The following is a 21,194-nucleotide window of genomic DNA, read 5'->3' as shown; positions in this document are numbered from 1 at the left end:
CATCGAAGATAATAATTTAACTATGAGGAGGTTGGAAATGGAAGTAAATATTTCTATAGAGGTTCAAAAGATACTTTATTATGCAATTCAAAAGCATTTAATAACATCCGAAGATCTCATTTATACAAAAAACAGGATATTAGAAGTTTTATCTTTAGACGAGATTTCAAGTATATTAATTGAAAATAAAGAATATGAATTACAACCAGCTTTAGATAATATAATTGATTGGGCTTACTCAAATAAAAGAATAGAGGACAATGGCATAGTTTCTAGAGATCTATTCGATACTAAAATAATGGCTTGCCTAATAGGAAGACCATCTGAAATAATAAGGGAATTTAATAGGATTTATGATGATAGCCCTAGTAAAGCAACGGATTATTATTATGGTTTGAGTATTAATTCAAATTATATAAGATGGGATAGAGTACAAAAGGATCTAAAGTGGAAATCCCATACTAAGTATGGTGATATTGATATTACGATTAATTTATCTAAACCTGAAAAGGATCCTAAGGCTATTGCTATGGCTAAGAACTTAAAGTCAAGTGATTATCCATTGTGTTTGCTATGTAAAGAAAATGAGGGTTATGCTGGTAGAGTAAATCACCCAGCTAGAGGTAATCATAGAATAATACCTGTTGAATTGAATTCTGAGGAATGGTTTATTCAGTATTCTCCATATGTTTATTATAACGAGCATTGTATAGTTCTAAATGGTGAACATGTTCCAATGAAAATATGTAAAGAAACATTTAAAAGATTATTAGATTTTACTGGAAAGTTTCCACATTATATTATAGGCTCCAATGCTGACCTTCCAATTGTTGGTGGATCTATACTAAGTCATGATCATTTTCAAGGTGGACAGTATGAGTTTGCTATGGCAAAGGCAAAAGTTGAGGAAGAATTTCATGTAGAAGGTTTTGAAGGAGTAACACTTGGAAGAGTTAAATGGCCTATGAGTGTTGTTAGAATAAGTGGAACAGATAAAGATACACTTATCAATTTCGCAGATTATATTTTAAAATGTTGGAAGAAGTATTCTGATGAGAGTGTTAATATAGAAGCATTTACAGGTGATGTACCACATAATACAATAACACCAATAGCAAGGAGACGAGGGGATGATTATGAGATAGACTTAGTTCTAAGAAATAACAGAACTTCACAGGAGCACCCAGATGGAATTTTTCATCCTCATCAAGAATTACATCATATTAAGAAAGAAAATATTGGTCTTATAGAAGTTATGGGACTTGCTGTTTTACCTGCAAGACTTAAAACAGAAATTAAGGGACTTAGTTATTACTTAATAAATAAAAGTAAGATATATGAATTGGACAATAACGCCCAACTTAAAAAACATAAAGATTGGGCACTAGTATTAGCAAAGAAATATTCAGATATAAATGAAACAAATGTAGATGGAATTTTAAGAGATGAAATAGGTATGATTTTTTCAGAGGTTCTAGAACATTCTGGTGTATTTAAATGGGATGAAAATGGAATACTAGCCTTTAATAAATTCTTAAATAGTTTATAAAAAATCATATAAAAGATATACTTAAAAGAGTGGATTAAATATAATTCACTCTTTTAATCTAAGTTAAAAAACAAGTTTTTAGAGTATAATTAAACTAAAAATAAATAGAGTGAGTGTGAGGATTATGGTAACGATAAAGGATATTGCGAATGCAGCAGGGGTATCAATTGCTACAGTGTCCAGGGTGTTAAATTTTGATGAAACATTAAATGTAACGGATGCAACAAAACAAAAAATATTTGAGGTAGCAGAAAGTTTAAATTATGTAAAAAAGAAGGAAAGAAATACTAAAAAAAGTATTTATAAGTTAGCGATAGCAAACTGGTACACTGAAAAAGAAGAAGTATTAGATCCATATTATTTATCTATAAGAATAGCTATAGAGAAAAAATGTGCTAGTAAAAATATAGAAGTTGTAAAATTGTCACCATTTTTTACTGCAAAAATAAAAGATGTAGATGGAATTATAGCTATTGGAAAATTTGGAAGTAAAGAAGTGGAGAAACTTAGAACCGTATCGGAGCATATAGTTTTTGTTGATTCTTCACCAGTTAGTGAAGTCTATGATTCTGTAGTATGTGATTTAAAGTATGCGACTATAAATATATTAAATTACTTAGAGAAACTTGGTCATAAAAATATTGCATTTATTAGCGGCAAGGAATTTATTAATGAGGGCAAGGACGTTTTTGTTGATAGACGAGAGAGAACTTTTAAAGAAGAAATGATTGCTAGAGGCTTATACAACGATGCTAATTTGTACATTGGTAAGTTTACACCACAGAGTGGATATGAGCTTATGAAAATAGCATTAGAGAATAAAAATTACGTTACTGCATATATAATAGCAAATGATTCCATGGCAATAGGTGCGTATAGGGCTATAAGTGAAGCAGGGCTTACAATACCAGGTGACATAAGTGTTATCTCATATAATGATAATATCACATCACAATTTATAGTGCCTGCTTTAACTACGGTTAAAATACATATGGAGTTTATGGGAGAAACAGCTGTAGATCTAATTGTTGAAAGGTTGAAGAATGAAAGGGAAATAGCGAAAAAGATAGTTATACCAACACAACTTATAAAAAGAGATAGTTGTTCTGGCGTAAAAAAAGCATTATAATAAATAAATAGTAGCCAATTTATAGTTGTATATATAAATTGGCTACTATTATTTTTTTGAATTAAGTGTTATTAGTTTAAAGTATAATCATATACTAATATGTATGACTATATTTTTACTTTATTTTAATTAAAAAAAATCTTGTAATTAGTCTAATTAAAAGTTAAAGTTATAAGATAAAGTTTATTGTTAGAAAGGATAGATGTAGATGTTTGCCGAGGTTTTGGATTATCTATTAAAACACATTGATAAATACTATGAAGCAGTAAGGATTCATACTTATATTAGTGGTGCGGCGATTTTAATAAGTATTATTATAGCAGTGCCACTGGGGATTTTATGTGCTAAATATACTGTGGCGTCACAACCTATAATGAATTTATTTAATTTTTTTAGAGTTATTCCAAGTCTAGCTATCTTAGTGCTGGTTATGCCGATACTTGGAACTGGATTTCTTCCAGCACTTGTGGCACTTGTGGTTTTAGCCATACCTCCAATACTTATAAATACGTATTTAGGGATGAAAAATATTGATGTTTCTGTTCTTGAGAGTGCTAAAGGGATGGGAATGGATTACAAGAAAATGCTAATTAAAATTGAAATACCATTAGCTCTTCCTCTAATAATTACAGGAGTTAGAACTTCAGCGGTTGAAGTAATTGCTAGTGCTACATTAGCATCTTACATAGGAGCTGGAGGTCTTGGAGATTTTATTTTCACAGGTCTTGGAATGAATGATTTTAGAATATTAATTGTAGGTGGAGTCTCAGTAGCATTACTTTCTGTTATAGCAGAAATGTTGTTATTTATGGTGCAGCAAAATATTACAAAATATCAAAGAGACTAAAATATTATAATGGGAGAGTGAATAAATTTGAATAAAAAAATTAAAAGCATAGTTATAATTTCTATATTAACGACATTAGTTGCAGTTTCAGTTTTAACTGGTTGTTCGAAAAAAAGCACATTTAAAGATGCAAAAACAAACGTCTTAAATGGTAAACCTACAATAAAAGTTGGATCTAAAGATTTTACTGAATCTTTAATTTTAGGTGAATTATATGCAGTCGCTCTAGAAAAGGAAGGGTACACAATTGAGAGGAAATTTAATCTTAGTAGTGCAGTAGTTCATACATCACTGATAAACGGGGATATAGATTTCTACCCAGAATATACTGGTACTGGCTTAATTTCAATATTAAAGCAGGAGCCAAAGTTTGATTCAAAAGAAGTTTATGATGAGGTTGCGGCAAAGTACAAAGAAAAATTTAAATTGATTTGGCTTGAACCATCTTCTGCAAATGATGGGCAAGGGCTTGTAATTTCGAAAAAAGCATCAGATCAATATAATATCCATACTATAAGTGACCTTCAGAAAAATGCAGGTAAAATAAGATTTGCATCCCAAGGTGAGTTTAATGAAAGAACAGATGGTCTTCCAGCGCTTATAAAGACTTATGGAGATTTCAAATTTAAAAATGAAAAAATATATGATAATGGACTCAAATATGATGTCCTTCACAATGATAAAGCAGATGTTGCTGTAGCATATACAACAGAAGGACAATTAAGTAAAGGGGAATTTGTAATCCTTGAGGATGATAAACATGTATGGCCACCATATAATATAGCCCCAGTTATAAAACAAGATATTCTTGAGGCAAATCCGGATATTAAAGATATTTTAAATAAGGTTACAAAGAAAATTGATAATAAAACAATAATAAAATTAAATGCAGAAGTAGATATAGATAAAAAAGAGTACACGGAAGTAGCTAAGAATTTTTATGAATCTAATTTAGAAAAATAAAATTAGAAATTAAAATGAGGGAGGCATAGACTTTGAAAAGAATAGCAATTGAGTTTGATAAAGTAAGTAAAAAATTTTCTAGTTCAGAGCAATATGCTGTAACTGATGTAAGTGCTAGCATAGAGGAAGGTAGTTTTATAACAATTCTCGGGACTTCTGGCTCAGGTAAGACTACGCTTTTGAAAATGATTAATAGAATTCACGAATTAAGCTCGGGGGAAATATTATTCTTTGGCGAAAATATAAAAAAATTGCCTGCAGAAAAACATAGACAAAAGATTGGATATGTAATTCAGCAGGTGGGGTTGTTTCCTCATATGACAGTTGCGGAAAATATCGCGACTGTTCCAAATATTTTAAAGTGGAATAAAAAAGATACATCTCAAAGAGTTGATGCACTACTTGATCTAATGAAAATTCCTTCTAAGGAATATAAAAAAAGATATCCAAGACAATTATCAGGAGGCCAACAGCAAAGAGTTGGTATAGCAAGAGCTATGGCTGCTGATCCTGAGATTATGCTGATGGATGAACCTTTTGGAGCATTAGATGCCATAACAAGGTTAAATCTTCAAGATGAAATCTTAAAAATTCAAAAGGAACTAAATAAGACAATACTTTTTGTGACTCATGATGTAAATGAAGCTTTTAAATTAGGGGACAAAGTAATTATAATGGATAAAGGGGCAGTGCAACAATTTGATACTCCGCGAAATATATTATTTAATCCAGCTAATGAATTTGTTTCAAATTTGGTTTCCTCAGAGGACATTCTCCAAAAGCTTAAGTTCTTACATGCAAGGGACGTAATGATTCCTTTTGAATTAAAAGAAAAGAATGGCGACATAAGAGTTAATGAAAATATAGATTTGCAAAAGTTGCTAACATATTTCCTTACAGGAGACATTGACTACATAATTGTTGAAAAAGACAATCATGAAGTAGTTGGAATGATTACACCTAAAGAGTTAAAAATAAAGAAATCAATACAGGGGGATATCTCATGATTTCATACTTATTAAAGAATTATGATAGTATGTTACTTCTGATGTCAGAGCACCTTCAAATTGTAGCACTTAGTATTTCTATATCACTAGTGATTGCAATTCCTGTATCACTTCTAATTCTAAGATCAAAGGTTTTATCTACGATAGTGTTATCCTCGCTTGGAGTTATTTATTCAATTCCGAGCTTAGCATTGTTTGCTTTATTGATACCTATATTAGGACTTGGAAAAGGGACAGCAATTTTTGTTTTAGTAATATATAATCAGTATATATTAGTTAGAAACATATTTGCAGCATTTCAGGCTATAGACCCAGCAATTATTGAAGCTGGCATAGGTATGGGGTTTAATTCAATTGAGCTATTTTTGAAAATACAATTACCTTTGGCACTTCCTATAATACTCGGGGGAGTAAGGATTGCGACTATAACTACAATTGGTATAGCAACTATTGCCTCGGTAATAAATGCTGGTGGTCTAGGGGTTATTCTATTTGATGGTCTTAGGATGAATTATCTTCCCAAAATATTATGGGGAACTATAATGTCTGCAGGGCTGGCATTGGGTGCGAACCAAATATTATTATATTTAGAAAAGTTAGCTGGTTTAAAAGCAAATGGTAAATGCAAAGTTTAATATTTTTAGTATAAAATATTTTATTTTGCATTATCGCGTTGACAAACAAATATATTTTAACTACAATTAGAACAATTAAATAAATACATAGTTGGGAGGTTTACAACAAACGTTTTCAATGATCTATTGTTAAAAAAATATCAATTTCCTAAATTTACAAGGGGGAGAGAAATGAATACTACATTTGATTATAATAATCTTGATACTATATTACAAAATCATGAATTTAAGGCTAGTAATATTATTGCAATATTGCAGGATACACAAGAATGTTATAGGTATTTACCTAAGGAGGTATTTGCATATCTTTCAGAAAAGCTCGGTATGAGTCGCGCAAAAATATATAGTGTGGCAACTTTTTATGAAAACTTTTCGTTACAACCTAAAGGCAAGTTTATAATTAAAATATGTGATGGCACGGCCTGTCATGTTAGAAAATCGGTTCCTATTTTAGAGAAGTTAAGAAATCATTTACAACTTTCTGAAACTAAAACCACTACGGATGATTTTATGTTCACCTTGGAAACGGTTTCGTGTTTGGGTGTATGTGGACTAGCACCAGCTATAACTATTAATGAAAAGGTACATGGTTCTATGACACCTGATAAAGCTATGGAGCTTTTAAAAACTCTTAAGGAGGAAAAATAATATGCTTCTTAATAGAAATGATTTAATTGAAACTAGAAATATATATAAAAACAGGTTTGCAAAGGAAAAGAAAAAAATTCTAATATGTGCTGGTACTGGATGTATTGCAGGTGGTTCATTAGAAATTTATGATGAGCTAATAAGAATTATGAAGGAAAAGGGCATAAATTGTGAAGTAAACCTTGAGAAAGAACCACATGATGACACTGTTGGAATTAAAAAAAGTGGATGTCATGGATTTTGTGAAATGGGTCCTCTCGTTAGAATTGAACCATTTGGATATTTATATTTAAAAGTAAAGTTAGAAGATTGTCAAGAAATTGTTGATAAAACTATAGTTAAAGATGAATGTGTTGAGAGACTGGCATACACTAAAGATGGACAAATATATAGGAAACAGGAAGAAATTACTTTTTATAAAAAACAAACTAGAGTTGCGCTTGAACATTGCGGACATATTGATGCTACATCAATAGAAGAATATATAGCTGTAGGGGGGTATTCTGCACTTGAAAAGGTGTTATTTGAAATGAGTTCAATTGATATCATTAATGAAATAACAGAGTCAAAATTAAGAGGACGTGGAGGCGGTGGATTTCCTACTGGTAGTAAATGGAGCCAGGTTCAGCGCCAAAAGGAAAAGACTAAATATATTGTATGTAATGGTGACGAAGGTGACCCTGGAGCATTTATGGATAGGAGTTTAATGGAGGGAGATCCACATAGAGTGCTCGAGGGAATAATAATTGCAGCAGTTGCCTGTGGTGCACAAAAGGGATTTATCTATGTTCGCGCAGAATATCCACTTGCTGTAAATAGGCTTTCGGATGCTATTAAACAAGCAAAAGAATATGGTATTTTAGGAGAAAATATTCTTGGGACAAGTTTTAGTTTCGAAATTCAAATTAATAAAGGAGCAGGCGCATTTGTCTGTGGTGAGGGTAGCGCCTTAACAGCATCTATCGAAGGAAAAAGGGGTATGCCAAGAGTAAAACCTCCAAGAACAGTAGAACAAGGACTTTTTGGTAAACCAACAGTGCTAAATAATGTTGAAACTTTTGCTAATGTTCCTGTAATAATTAATAAAGGTGCAGCATGGTATAGCTCAATTGGACCTAAAAATAGTCCTGGTACAAAAGCCTTTGCACTAACTGGAAATATTGAAAACACAGGACTAATTGAGGTACCAATGGGAGCAACCTTAAGAGAGATAATATTTGATATTGGTGGAGGAATAAAAGATGGCAAAAAGTTTAAGGCAGTGCAAATAGGTGGACCATCTGGCGGATGCCTTATAACACAAAATCTAGATTTACCACTAGATTTTGATTCGCTCAAGAAGGCTGGTGCAATGATAGGTTCTGGTGGACTTGTAGTTATGGATGAGGATACCTGTATGGTTGAGATTGCAAGATTCTTTATGAGTTTTACAAAAAATGAATCTTGTGGCAAATGTGTTCCTTGCCGCGAGGGTACAAAAAGAATGCTTGAAATTCTTGAGGGTATAGTTGTAGGAAAAGGAAAACTTGAAGACATAGATATGCTATTAGAACTTGCAGATACAATATCTTCAACAGCATTATGTGGACTTGGAAAGACAGCTTCATTACCAGTTGTAAGTACAATTAAAAATTTTCGTGATGAGTACGAAGCTCATATTGTTGATAAAAAATGTCCATCTAAAACGTGTCAGAAGCTTAGGACAATATATATTGATACAAAGTTTTGCAAGGGATGCTCAAAATGTTCAAGGATTTGCCCGGTTGGAGCAATCTCAGGTAAAATTAAAGCATCATTTACAATTGATGATGATAAGTGCATAAGATGTGGTAGTTGTATTGATGCATGTGCATTTAAAGCTATAAAGGAGGCGTAATAGATGAATAGACAGTTTATGACTATAGACAATGTTCCTGTAGAAATAAAGGATGAAAAGAATATTCTTGAATTAGTTAGAAAAGCAGGTATTGAATTACCAACATTATGCTTCTATTCAGAGCTTTCAGTTTATGGCGCTTGCCGTATGTGTATGGTTGAAAACAAATATGGAGGCATTGAGGCTGCGTGTTCTACTCCTCCTAAAGCTGGCATGGAAATATATACAAATACCCCGAGACTTAGAAAGTATAGAAAAAATATTCTTGAATTATTGCTTGCAAATCACTGTAGAGATTGTACAACATGCGTAAAAAATACTCGATGTAAACTACAAGAACTTGCAAAACGTTTTGGAATAAAAGATGTAAGGTTTGAAAATACTTCAAAAACGCAAGAAATAGACGATTCATCAGTATGCATAGTAAGAAATCCTAGTAAATGTATTCTATGTGGTGATTGTGTAAGGGTGTGTGCGGAAGTACAAAATATTGGAGTAATTGATTTTGTTGGCAGAGGATCTAACATGACTGTGTCTACGGCGTTTAATGAACCTATAGGAGAATCAAATTGTGTTGGCTGTGGTCAGTGCGCGGCGGTATGTCCTACTGGGGCTATTGTTGTAAGGAGTACAACGGATAAACTTTGGGAAGAACTTAGTGATAAAAATACTTTGGTTGTAGTACAAATTGCGCCTGCTGTAAGAGTAGCTATAAGTAAGGAACTAGGACAAAATGATGGAGAGAATGTTATTGGTAAAATAGTCACTGCTCTTAGAAAAATGGGTTTTGATAAGGTGTTTGATACATCGGTAGGAGCAGATCTTACAGTTGTAGAGGAAACAAATGAATTTCTCAGAAAACATAAAAATAACGAAGAATTACCACTTTTTTCATCGTGTTGCCCTGCATGGGTTCAATATGCTGAAAATACTTATCCAGATTTAATGAAAAATGTTTCCACTTGTAGATCGCCTATGGAAATGTTTGCTTCTGTAATAAAGGAGCATTATAAAGATGGTGATAAAAAACTTGTAAGCGTAGCAATTATGCCTTGTTCAGCGAAGAAATATGAAGCTAGTAGGGAGGAATTTAAAAAAGATGGGGTCCCGAGTGTTGATTATGTAGTAACAACTCAGGAACTTATAAATATGATAAAAGAATCAGGCATAACATTTTCAGAATTAGAACCTGAGGCACTAGATATGCCATTTGGAATTAGTAGTGGAGCTGGAGTTATATTTGGAGTGACAGGAGGTGTAACTGAAGCGGTTATACGTAAAGTTTTATCGGATCAGCCTATTGCTGTGTTACGTGCTCTTGCCTTTGACGGCGTTAGGGGCATGGAGGGCGCTAAAGAGGCTAGTATTATTGTAAATGATCGTGAAATAAAATTTGCAATAGTAAGTGGACTCAAAAATGCAGATGACATTATAAAGAAAATAAAATCTGGTGAAGTTCATTATGATTTCGTAGAAGTTATGGCGTGCCCTGGTGGATGCGTAAGTGGTGCAGGTCAACCATTCGTAAAAGCAGAGGGTAAAACTAAACGAGGAATAGGGCTATATCAGGCAGATAAAATGAATAGTATTAATCGTACGGATGACAACCCGTTAATGGAGTCGTTATATTCAGGAATTCTAAAGGACAGGGTTCATGATTTGTTACATGTAAATTACAATACGAAACAAGATCAGAAATAATAGTATAAATGAAAAAAACAAAAACTATCTACATATAAACAGTACAAGTTTATATGTGGATGTTTTTTTTGAGCAAAAATAGGTTGATAGACTATAAAATAAACAGTATAGATTTGCAAAATAATTCGAACAATAAAGAAGCGGAATATATGTATAAATGTGTAATTCGTTATATACTCTTTTATGGTAAAATAAGAAGGTTAAGGTAGGAAATAGACATTTAAAAAACAAAGGAGACGATATTATGAAGAAGACATTTTTACGTGTTTCAATTATATTTATAATAACATTTAGCATTGTAAGCGGCTTAGGCGGAAGTAGCATTGGTATGTTTGCACCTGTTAATGGGGTGGAGACACAATCGAATAAACCTAATGAACTTACAGAAATAAAAAGACCGGATGTTTCTTTGAAAAGATTAAAAGCTGGGAATGAAAGGTTTCAAAAAAATAAACCAATAGAAGTCGATGTAAGTAGTGCTAAACGAGAAACTTTAGTTAATGGACAGAACCCTTGTGCTGTAATTATTACTTGCTCAGATTCCAGAGTACCGCCAGAACTTATTTTTAATCAAGGTCTCGGTGATTTGTTTGTTATCCGAGTTGCAGGAAATGTAATGGATAAAATTGAACTTGGAAGTGTTGAATATGCAGTGGAGCACTTAAATACATCTCTTATAGTTGTAATGGGGCATGAACACTGTGGCGCTGTTGGGGCGGCAGTAGAAAGTGATGGAAAAAAAGATGGAGGGAATATCGAAACTATAATAGAAAAAATACAACCTTCAATTGATAAGGTTAAATCAGATGAAAAAATAAAATCACAAAATCTTAAAGGTGAAAAATTAATTGAAGCAGTATGTGATGAGAACATTAATAATTCTACTCTTGAGATAGAAAAATCGGAAGTTATTAAAAAAGAATTGAAAAAGGGAAATATAAAAGTGGTAGAGGCTAAATATATGTTAGAAACAGGTAAAGTAAAGTGGTTTAATAAATAAAGAGAAGAGGCTATAAAATAATATATTGCAATATGCATATATTATTTTATAGCCTTTAAATATTAAATTAGTGCACAAGCGCACAGGTTTTTAAACAAGGATCTAAAACAACAATACTATTTCCGAGTTTCTGATTTTCCCAATTAAATACGATACAAGAATCTAATTTAGGATCATACATATTAACAGCTTCATCTTTAAGAAACATTTTAAGATTAAATGCTGCATATATAAATGCTGCTTTTTTCTTATTTACACTCGTATATTTTCTCATATTAATCAATCCAGAAGCAGTTCCTGCTAAATGAAATGAAGGATCATATAGGCTGTTACGACTATCAGATACAATTAACTTCACGTTTTTTCTGAGTTTTGACATAAGTTGTCTTATAAGACTCATGCCACGTCCTTGAGGAAGCTCTATGTCTGTTATCCCAAAGCTTAAGCTTTCACAAACTTTACTCCATAGTTCTCTATCGCATTCTTTATCAATTTCTAAACAATCTCCAAGGGTTATAGACTCAAGGTAGCGGAGATCATGAAAAACGTTGCAATCTGGTATAAGATCACAAAAATCAATTATTACAGGCTTGTCCTCAGTTATAATAATATTATCTCCTTGGAAATCTCCATGTGCGTATCCAGTAAGACACGTTACAGTTAAATCATCCCACATATTTTCATTATTAAAATAATAATAGGGATTAGGCAACAGTGTATCAGTTCCATCTAGAGAAATCCATTTTATATTTTTGTCTACACCTATAGATTCGAAAGCTTGTATGTATTTGCTATCCATATATCTATATGAAAGTTCACTCTTAACTATATGCATTGGAGACAAGTATTTTTTTATATGCTCCTTGTTCCAAGTAAACAAAAACTTAGTTATTGTTAATATTATGCTGTCCTTAAGTTCGTCTTCATGAAGAACTTTATCAAGAAATGTCTCACTGTTGTATATGTCATCACCAGCTAAGTCATATAAGTTAACGTATAACGTAGCCTTGTTTTTATCTTGAATTTTATAACTAGATATGAGTTTTGCAATATACTTTTGCATGTTGTTTTCAGATGCTAAGTTATAGGCTTCTTGAAAAACTTTGGCATCATTATTTTTTGTTACTTTTAGGATACCTACTTTATTAGCAGAGCCATATTCAACCATAAATACTCCGGCTTCAGATCTTCCACTTTTAAAGGTTTTCAATACTTGAAAAGGAGCAATTTTATCCTTAGACTCGTTACCTATCTTATTAATTTGTGCTATTACATCTACTATCTTCATATTTTATCTTTAGTGCGTAATAAAATTATTAATTTTAAACTCACTAAATCAGTCACTTCCTTTCTTTAGATACTTTTTTATAGAGAATTTCTTCTTTATATGACCTATATTATATTCTATTTAATAAATAATTTTGTATGCTTACATTATATTATAATCAATAAGAATACACAAACAATAAGTTATAAAAAATATAAAGGCAGGGTTGATTAAAACATCAACTCTGCCTTTGTAATAATTTCAAATTTGATAAAGTTTTGTATGAAATCATCCACAACTATTAGTGGATGGTACATGTATTAAAAATTTGAAAGTCTTATAAGATGATTTAAACTATTTCAATATCCTTATTATAAATTCATAGTATTATGTGGTTTAGCAGCAATCATCATCATGATGGTGGTGATGATGATGGTGGTGGTGGTGATGATGATGGTGATGGTGGTGATGATGGTGCTTTTTTTCACACTTTGGCATAATATCGCTCCTAACATTTGTTTAATATATTATATGTATATTAATTTAAAAAGGTACTATAAGTTCTTCATATTTACAATGTTTGCTATACATTTTAATGTAGAAACTTGTGATTTTATTTAATTTTGTTCATTTAGTAATGGTTTAAATTATCATTATATGTTGTATATGGATATAATATGTATTATAATTACAATTGTGAGCTTTGAAGAAAGGGTTGAAATTATGGGGATACAAATAGAATTACTTAGAACTAAGTTAGAAGAATTAGTAGAAGCTACTGAAGATCTGCTTGATAATGAGGTGGTTTCTTTGAGCCAAGAACTGGACAAGCTAATTTTTCAATATTATTTATATAAAGTTTAAATAAAAATGAGTTTAATATTATGATGCGTCTATAGATACATTAGTATCTATAAGTCTAGTAATTAATATGAATATACAAACACAAAAATACTGCATTTGGGGGGAACCCTATGCAGTATTTTTACCAATCTATTATTAATCAGAGTAAGATTGGTATATTTAAAGTATTTACTATTTCTAAAATCTTATTCATTTATTTATTAATTTAAATAATTATTAAAATACATAAATAAATATAATTCTAGTTATCTTACTAAACTGTAAGATAACTTTTTTATTTGTAAGTAGATCGACATGGAGTGCAAGTGGTTGACGTTATATAATATGTCTATAGGGTAAAGAAAACAAACACATTATATATTTAGAGGAGCGATATAAATGGAAATATTAAAGGTTGAAAATTTAAATAAAACTTACGGCAAAGGTGATAATAAAGTTGAGGCACTTAAAAATATAAATTTATCAGTTAATAAGGGTGAGTTTTTAGCAATTGTAGGAGCATCAGGATCTGGTAAAAGTACACTTCTTCATTTACTGGGTGGCCTTGATAGACCAACAGGCGGTAATGTGGTTATTGATGGAGAGAGTATTTATGATTATAAGGAAGAAAAACTTGCTGTGTTTAGAAGAAGAAAGATAGGATTTGTATTTCAATCTTATAACCTATTACCAATTTTAGATGTAGAAGAAAATATTGCACTACCCGCACTTTTAGATAATGATAAAGTTGATAAGGTTTATCTAGAGGAGCTTATTAATATCTTAGGACTAAATGATAGGAAAAAGCATCTCCCATCGGAATTATCAGGGGGACAACAACAAAGAGTATCTATTGGAAGAGCAGTATTTAATAAACCTTCAATAATACTAGCAGATGAGCCTACAGGGAATCTTGATACTAAGAGTTCTAAGGACGTTATAGAATTATTAAAGTTTACAGCTAAAAAATATAATCAGACTTTAATACTTATCACCCATGACGTTAACATAGCAACTATGGCAGACAGAGTTATTACCATAGAAGATGGTGAAATAATTTCTGATAAAAACTTAAAAGCGAACTAAGGGGAGGGAAAAAGATGATTACTAGTTATAAACAACTTACAGGAAAATATTTAAAGCGAAATAAGAAAAGAACAACGCTTACTATTATTGGAATAATGTTATCAGTTGCACTTATATCAACAATAGGACTTTTCTTTAAAGGAATGCAGGATGCACAGGTACAGAGTGCTAAAAATAATTATGGTTCATACCACTTAGTATTTACAAAAACCAATGATAAATTAGTATCAAAAATAGTTAATAACCCTAAAGTCTCTAGAAGTGGGTTATATTCTATTAGTAAAGAAATAAAGCTTGCTGATGTATCGGTTGCGAATGTAATAACGGCGACAGGCAAGGCATTAGAACTTTTACCTTATAAAACAAAGAGTGGAAGATTACCAGAAAAAGATAATGAACTAGCAATGCAAAAGTGGATGTTATCATATTTTAGTAAAAGCGCTATATTAGGAAATAAAATTAAAGTAAATAATAAACAATATACTCTTGTTGGCATTTTAGAAGACAACGTGGCGAGTCAGATGAATGGTAATGGAGTAATTTTGTCCAAAAGTAATAATATTAAAGCTCAAGATGCAACATTACTTGTAGAAATTAGCCCTAAAGTTAATTTAAAAGAGACAGTTGGGGAGTTAAAGCAGTTAGGGCAGAAGGATTCTGTTTTAGAAAATGATCTTTTGCTACAAATTCTAGGCGCAGGTAATGGTGCTTCTGGTATAGGGGGATTAATTGAGGCCCTAGCAATTATAATTGGTATAGTTGTAATTTCAACTATAGCTGTTATATATAATTCATTTCAAATAAGTGTTGTGGAAAGAATTAAGCAGTTTGGACTTTTAAGAGCAGTGGGAACAACTCCAAGGCAAATTAGAAATATTGTCCTAAGAGAAGCAACAATACTAGCAATAATTGCTATTCCACTAGGACTTATATGTAGCATTATAGCTATTAATGGAATAAGTTTAGCTTTTAAATTAATAGGTGCAGAGTCAGTTATGCCTATGAAAATTTCAATATCATCTATGGTTTTATGTTTAAGCGCAGCAATAGGTCTCCTAGCAATATACTTATCGGCACTAGTGCCAGCATATTTTGCAGGCAGAATATCACCACTCAGTGCAATAAGTGGTAGAAACTCCATAACAAAAGAAAAAATTAAGCGGAGAAAAAATAGAGTAATTCAAAGAATATTTGGGTTTGAGGGAGCAATGGCAGCTAAAAATATTAAGAGAAATAGAAAACGATATAGAATAACAGTTTTTTCTATAGTAATAAGTGTGGTGTTATTTATAACTTTTAAATCATTTATGGACATGTCACTAACTATATCATCAAATCTTAATGATTCAAAGAATATTCATTTTTCGGTTGTAGGAAATGATAGGAGCACAGAAAAAACTGTGATAGATAATAAAATAGAAACTGAAATTAAAAATATTAAAACAGTAGATAAAGTATATAAAATATACGATTCATATTTTTTCGATATGGCAATTAATAAAAATAGTGAAATTAAAGAGATTCAGGATATAGGTGATATATATAAAAAAGCAACTTTAAATGGAACGCAGAAAACGCTTATAGAAAGTTCTATAGTAGTTTATGATAAGGCATCCCTTGAGGTTTCCAAAAAATATTTAACATCAGGAAAGATTAATATAGAAGAAATGAATAATGAAAACGGAGTAATTTTGATTAAGAAAAATAGACTATACAATCAAAATACAAAGAAAACTTATTTCGGATCACTAGCAAATTTAAAAGTAGGGGATGAAATAGATTTTCAACTTAATGATAATCCAAGAGGGGATTCTGATAAAGTAAAGACGCAATTCGGAAAAGGCAAGGTAAAAAAAGTAAAGATTATGGCAATTCTTGAAAATGAACCTTTTAATTATAGAGGAATTTCAAATGGATTAAAAATAATCACAACTGAAGAGATGGGAAATAAATTATTAGATAAGAATAATGTTAAACCAGTTAATTTAAACATAATTCTTAAGGATGTAAAGAATGAAGATGCTGGTAAAATAGGGATAGAAAATGCCATAAAATCAAACTCATCTCTAGAGGTAATAAATTATATTGACAGCAATAGGCAGGAAAAGTCTTCAATACTAATGGTTCAAATATTACTATATGGTTTTGTATTGGTAGTTTCATTAATAGGTAGTGTTAATATTATTAATACATTAACAACCAATATTATATTAAGAAAAAAAGAATTTGCTACATTAAAAGCTATAGGGCTTACCCAAAAGGGATTAAGAAAAATGATTGTTCTAGAAGGACTTCTTTATGGCATCATTGGTGCTATATATGGCTCAATAGTGGGTTGCGGTATCTCTTTTCTATTATTCAAATCAATGGGAGATTTTAGAGAATTTGGATGGATGGTGCCCTGGGATGCAATGGCTATTGCTGCAGTAGCATCTATAATAATCGGATATATTTCAGTATTATCACCACTTGCAAGGATTAAAAAAGAAAATTTAATTGAAGCAGTTAGAGAAGATTATTAATAATCTTCTCTGTTTTTCATTTTTGAAATATTAGTCATATAGGATCTAAAAGTATAATTTAAGAAATTTATATAGGTTGACTTTAATTTAACCTAGAACTGAGGTATTATTAAAGTGTTAATAGTTTACAATATTTACTGTGAGGTGGAGGAAATGAATAGGTTATTATTAGTTGAAGATGATGAGTCATTGGCTCTTGGAATAGAATTTTCCCTAAAAGATGGTGGATACGAAGTTTCTACAACTTCGACAGTAGAAGGTGGGAAAAAACTATTCCATATGGAACAGTTTGATTTAGTCTTATTAGATGTTAATCTGCCAGATGGAAATGGATACGAATTATGCAAGTATATAAGAGAGATAAGTGATGTACCTATAATATTTTTAACAGCTCTAGATGATGAAGTTAATGTAGTTCAGGGGCTTGAAATAGGTGGAGATGATTATATAACAAAACCTTTTAGGGTAAGAGAGTTACTATCAAGAATAAATGCAATAATCAGGAGGAATTCCAATAATAATAGAAATACTAAAAATACCTTAGTAGAAAATATATTAAGAAGTGAAAGTATATTAAGAAGTGAAAATATAATCATTGATAATATTAAAGCAGTAGTAAAGAAAAATGGTGAAGTTATAAATCTTACAGCACAAGAATATAAGCTTTTATTAATATTTATGAATAAACCTAATGTATTAATGAAGAGAGATGAGATATTAAAAGAATTACTTGAGGGGGAAGACCCTTTCTTTGATGAAAACACATTGTCTGTTTATATTAAGAGAATAAGAGATAAAATAGAGGACAATCCAAGGGAACCACAATATATAGTCAATAAACGTGGATTAGGGTACAAGTGGAACAAAGAGACTATTAGTGAGGGAGATTTATGAAGAGGTATTTCATTAATTATGAACTTAAAATAAGCACGGTAACGCTTTTATTTATAATGACAATATTTTTACTTATAACATCTTTAAGTTTAAAAGTACATCATGATAACTTAAAGAATGATTACATAAAAAGCTTAGGTGCAATTGCTCTAAGGGTTGCTCAGAAAAATCCGGAAATGGAAAAGGAAATTATACCACTTATTACAAGGGAAGTTTCCAGCGAAGAAGCAATAAAAGGGAAAGCTTTTTTAAACCAATATGGATTAACACAAGATCTAGAGGATGAACTTTTTCCGTATGTAAGTAGAACTATTAAAAACAACAATTACATTACTATTTTAATATTTATTTGCATGTCAATTTTACTGCTCCTGCTCAATTACTTTCAATATGGTTTTTTCTATAATAGAATACGAAGATTAACTTATGCTGCTAAAAAAGTAGTTGAAGGTGATTATGAGATAGATATTAATGAAAGTAAAGAAGGGGATTTCTCAAAGCTGGCAACATCTTTTAACTCTATGAGAGGAATTATTAGAAATAATTTAAGTGATTTACGCAAAGAGAAGAAATTTTTAGTAGAGATATTATCAGACATATCTCATCAACTAAAAACTCCACTTTCATCAGTTATTTTATATAATGATATTATGGTTGGCAAGGAACTAACAATGAAGCAAAGATCTACATTTTTATTAAGTAATCAAAATCAACTAGAAAAGATGAACTGGTTAATTAAAAATATACTCAAACTTGCAAAACTAGATGCTAAAGCAATAGAGATTGTAAAGGAAAATCAGAGTTTAAATGAAACACTGCAAGACTCAGCAGATGCATTAGAAAGTAAAGCGATTGAATCCCGGGTAAAGATTGTTTTTAAAGAAAATGAAGAGATAAATTTCCAGCATGATAGATTGTGGCTTGAAGAGGCCTTTATAAATATTATAAAAAATTCTATAGAACATACACCACAGGGTGGAACTATAAATTTGGAGCTAGCAGAAAACCCTCTGTATACTAGAATTACTATAGAGGATACAGGAGAAGGTATAATAGATGAGGATTTACCAAATATATTTAAAAGGTTCTATAAAGCTAAAACATCTAAGAAAACAGAATCTGTTGGAATAGGGCTGGCCCTTGCAAAATCAATAATTGAAGCACATGATGGAATAATTGAAGTAAGAAGCACGGTTGGTATAGGAACAAAATTTATTATTACATTTCTTCACCACATAATAAGATAATAATTTTTATTGACACTACTAACGTTCTAGTGTACTATTAAGATAGTTCACTAGAACGTTAATATGCTTTCTGGAAGGAGTAAAAATAATGCATACAGAATTCAATGATAGAACGCCTATATATTTACAAATTATTGATCTTATAAAAATGGATATCGTAATAGGAAAGCTAAAATCAAAAGATAAATTACCATCAGTACGTGAGATGGCAACAAGTTTTAATGTTAACCCAAATACTCTTCAAAGATCATATCAAGAGCTAGAAAGGCTTGGGATAGTCTATACACAAAGGGGCCTTGGGACATTTGTTGGGGAGGGAAATGATATGGTAAATGACTTAAAAGATGAAATGGCAAGGGAAGTCATAGATTCATTTATTCTCAGAATGAAAAGTTTAGGATTTACGGATAATGAAATAATTAAATCTGTTTCTAAGGAAACTTTGGAGGTAAAACAAAATGGATAATATATTAAGATCACAAAAAATATGCAAGTCGTATTTAAATAAAAAGGCCTTACGAGGGGTAGACCTAGAAATAGAGACTGGAAAGATCGTAGGACTTCTTGGTCCTAACGGTAGTGGTAAAACTACTTTCTTAAAAATAGCAGCTGGTATTCTACATCCAACAAAAGGAGAATTACTAATTGATGGTCAAAAACCTGGTGTATACACAAAGTCTATAGTATCATATTTGCCAGATAATGAGTATCTTCTAAAGTGGATGAAAGTAAAAGATGCAGTAAATTATTTTAAGGATTTTTATATTGATTTTGATGAAAAGAAAGCAAAGGAATTGCTTGAATTTATGAACCTTGATGAGAATAGTTCTGTTAAAAGCCTTTCAAAGGGAATGAAGGAAAAGTTAAAACTTACATTGGTACTTTCAAGAAATGCAAAACTTTATATACTTGATGAGCCACTTGGTGGAGTAGATCCAACTGCTAGAGAAAAAATATTAAATGCTATAGTTAATAACTTTAGGGCAGATAGCTCTATGATAATTACTACTCATCTTGTAAATGATATAGAAAGAATTTTTGATGATGTAGCATTTATATCTGATGGAGAAATAGTGCTTAAGGGTAATGCAGAGGAATTAAGAATGGAAAGAAAAATGTCAATTGATGAATTGTATAGGGAGGTATTTAAGTAATGTTTAAGCTAATAAAATATGAATTAAGAGCAACTTTTTTGACCATAATTGGTATTTGTGCAACAGTTATAATTGCTAACCTGCTGCTTATGACAAAGAAAGGTACATGGGAACTGGCAGTACCTGCTTTATCTATAGTATTATTTGTTGGAGCAATAATAGTAATATTTATATCTTCATTAAAAATCATGAGTAAATATTTATACGATGACTCAGGTTATCTATTATTTACACTTCCACAATCTGGGGTATCAATAATAGGATCGAGGCTTATAACCGCTCTAATTCAAACCACCATTGTTGTTTTAGTATCATTTCTAATGTTTTATTTTAATGTAGCAGATGATATATCATTAGAATTTTTCTTTAAAAATCTTAAAATGAATTTAATACTATATGGAATATTTAATTATATATGTATGATTTTTTATTCTCTAACCATCATATACTTTTGTATGGTTATTGGAAAAGTAGCTTTAAAAGGTAAAAAAATAGGAAAAATAGGTTCTTTTATAATTTTTATAATATTGAGTATGGTAATAGGCTGGATTTCGGTTAAAATAACAACTTTATTTCCTCAAAACTTGGACCTCAGCAATTTTACAATAAATAAGACTGCCATATTAATTAATTCTGATTTTACAGCTTCAGGTGGGAATTTCAATATTAATATTGCTCAGACTATATTAGATATTATTATCTTTGCTGGCTTATTTATAGGCTCTTCAAAACTAATAGATAAAAAATTAGACCTTTCATAAGTTTAACTAAAATACTTCTGACGTATCAGGAGTGTTTTTTTGTGCGTCTAGTATTATTGTACAAT

Annotated in this window: 19 protein-coding genes; 18 read left to right on the top strand and 1 reads right to left on the bottom strand. The window is 30.9% G+C overall.

Annotated elements, in window-relative coordinates; all coding sequences use genetic code 11:
• The first annotated feature begins 37 nt into the window (after positions 1-37).
• The 10 genes from galT to KPL55_RS13260 all read left to right on the top strand — a co-directional run bounded on the left by galT (position 38) and on the right by KPL55_RS13260 (position 11,355).
• Positions 38-1,549 (top strand): UDP-glucose--hexose-1-phosphate uridylyltransferase, encoded by a 1,512-nt coding sequence (gene galT / locus KPL55_RS13305; protein WP_216307223.1) that lies wholly within the window; start codon positions 38-40, stop codon positions 1,547-1,549.
• Positions 1,550-1,673: 124 nt separating this feature from the next.
• Complete coding sequence (locus tag KPL55_RS13300; protein WP_216307222.1) at positions 1,674-2,678, top strand: LacI family DNA-binding transcriptional regulator; 1,005 nt, start codon at positions 1,674-1,676, stop codon at positions 2,676-2,678.
• A 208-nt stretch (positions 2,679-2,886) separates the two neighbouring features.
• Entirely contained in the window at positions 2,887-3,525 is a 639-nt protein-coding gene (locus KPL55_RS13295; RefSeq protein WP_216307221.1) for an ABC transporter permease, read from the top strand.
• A gap of 27 nt (positions 3,526-3,552) precedes the next feature.
• Positions 3,553-4,488, top strand: a complete 936-nt coding sequence (locus KPL55_RS13290) for a glycine betaine ABC transporter substrate-binding protein (RefSeq protein ID WP_216307220.1) — start codon at positions 3,553-3,555, stop codon at positions 4,486-4,488.
• Positions 4,489-4,520: 32 nt separating this feature from the next.
• Positions 4,521-5,495, top strand: coding sequence for an ABC transporter ATP-binding protein (locus tag KPL55_RS13285; protein ID WP_216307219.1), 975 nt, complete (start codon positions 4,521-4,523; stop codon positions 5,493-5,495).
• Positions 5,492-6,130, top strand: a complete 639-nt coding sequence (locus tag KPL55_RS13280; RefSeq protein WP_216307218.1) for an ABC transporter permease — start codon at positions 5,492-5,494, stop codon at positions 6,128-6,130. The genes KPL55_RS13285 and KPL55_RS13280 overlap by 4 nt, the downstream gene beginning before the upstream one ends.
• 171 nt (positions 6,131-6,301) lie before the next feature.
• On the top strand, positions 6,302-6,778 hold the full coding sequence (locus KPL55_RS13275) for a complex I 24 kDa subunit family protein (protein WP_216307217.1): 477 nt from the start codon (positions 6,302-6,304) through the stop codon (positions 6,776-6,778).
• Between the two features lies 1 nt (position 6,779).
• Positions 6,780-8,654, top strand: a complete 1,875-nt coding sequence (nuoF, locus tag KPL55_RS13270; RefSeq protein ID WP_216307216.1) for an NADH-quinone oxidoreductase subunit NuoF — start codon at positions 6,780-6,782, stop codon at positions 8,652-8,654.
• Between the two features lie 3 nt (positions 8,655-8,657).
• On the top strand, positions 8,658-10,355 hold the full coding sequence (locus tag KPL55_RS13265) for a [FeFe] hydrogenase, group A (RefSeq protein ID WP_216307215.1): 1,698 nt from the start codon (positions 8,658-8,660) through the stop codon (positions 10,353-10,355).
• A gap of 244 nt (positions 10,356-10,599) precedes the next feature.
• Positions 10,600-11,355, top strand: coding sequence for a carbonic anhydrase (locus KPL55_RS13260; RefSeq protein WP_216307214.1), 756 nt, complete (start codon positions 10,600-10,602; stop codon positions 11,353-11,355).
• 67 nt (positions 11,356-11,422) lie between these two features.
• Here the strand turns inward: KPL55_RS13260 and KPL55_RS13255 are convergent, their stop codons facing one another.
• Entirely contained in the window at positions 11,423-12,643 is a 1,221-nt protein-coding gene (locus KPL55_RS13255; RefSeq protein ID WP_246599476.1) for a hypothetical protein, read from the bottom strand.
• A gap of 645 nt (positions 12,644-13,288) precedes the next feature.
• On the opposite strand from KPL55_RS13255, the gene KPL55_RS13250 reads away from it, so the two are divergent.
• The 8 genes from KPL55_RS13250 to KPL55_RS13215 all read left to right on the top strand — a co-directional run bounded on the left by KPL55_RS13250 (position 13,289) and on the right by KPL55_RS13215 (position 21,129).
• On the top strand, positions 13,289-13,486 hold the full coding sequence (locus KPL55_RS13250; RefSeq protein ID WP_246599475.1) for an aspartyl-phosphate phosphatase Spo0E family protein: 198 nt from the start codon (positions 13,289-13,291) through the stop codon (positions 13,484-13,486).
• 378 nt (positions 13,487-13,864) lie between these two features.
• Positions 13,865-14,551, top strand: coding sequence for an ABC transporter ATP-binding protein (locus KPL55_RS13245; RefSeq protein WP_216307213.1), 687 nt, complete (start codon positions 13,865-13,867; stop codon positions 14,549-14,551).
• A gap of 14 nt (positions 14,552-14,565) precedes the next feature.
• Positions 14,566-17,073 (top strand): ABC transporter permease, encoded by a 2,508-nt coding sequence (locus KPL55_RS13240; protein WP_216307212.1) that lies wholly within the window; start codon positions 14,566-14,568, stop codon positions 17,071-17,073.
• A gap of 153 nt (positions 17,074-17,226) precedes the next feature.
• A complete protein-coding gene (locus KPL55_RS13235) occupies positions 17,227-17,967 on the top strand; it encodes a response regulator transcription factor (RefSeq protein WP_216307211.1) in 741 nt (246 codons plus the stop codon).
• Complete coding sequence (locus KPL55_RS13230; protein ID WP_216307210.1) at positions 17,964-19,214, top strand: HAMP domain-containing sensor histidine kinase; 1,251 nt, start codon at positions 17,964-17,966, stop codon at positions 19,212-19,214. The genes KPL55_RS13235 and KPL55_RS13230 overlap by 4 nt, the downstream gene beginning before the upstream one ends.
• An 88-nt stretch (positions 19,215-19,302) precedes the next feature.
• Positions 19,303-19,680: a GntR family transcriptional regulator gene (locus KPL55_RS13225; RefSeq protein ID WP_216307209.1), complete on the top strand. Its 378-nt coding sequence runs from the start codon at positions 19,303-19,305 to the stop codon at positions 19,678-19,680.
• Positions 19,673-20,368, top strand: a complete 696-nt coding sequence (locus KPL55_RS13220; protein WP_216307208.1) for an ABC transporter ATP-binding protein — start codon at positions 19,673-19,675, stop codon at positions 20,366-20,368. Before KPL55_RS13225 ends, KPL55_RS13220 begins: the two co-directional genes overlap by 8 nt.
• Positions 20,368-21,129, top strand: coding sequence for a hypothetical protein (locus KPL55_RS13215; protein WP_216307207.1), 762 nt, complete (start codon positions 20,368-20,370; stop codon positions 21,127-21,129). The genes KPL55_RS13220 and KPL55_RS13215 overlap by 1 nt, the downstream gene beginning before the upstream one ends.
• Positions 21,130-21,194 lie beyond the last annotated feature (65 nt).

The organism is Clostridium lacusfryxellense, assembly GCF_018861735.1.
GTDB classification, from domain to species: Bacteria; Bacillota; Clostridia; order Clostridiales; family Clostridiaceae; genus Clostridium_AD; species Clostridium_AD lacusfryxellense.
Note: the sequence above shows the minus strand (reverse complement) of the source record. Positions and strands in the feature narration are given on the sequence as shown.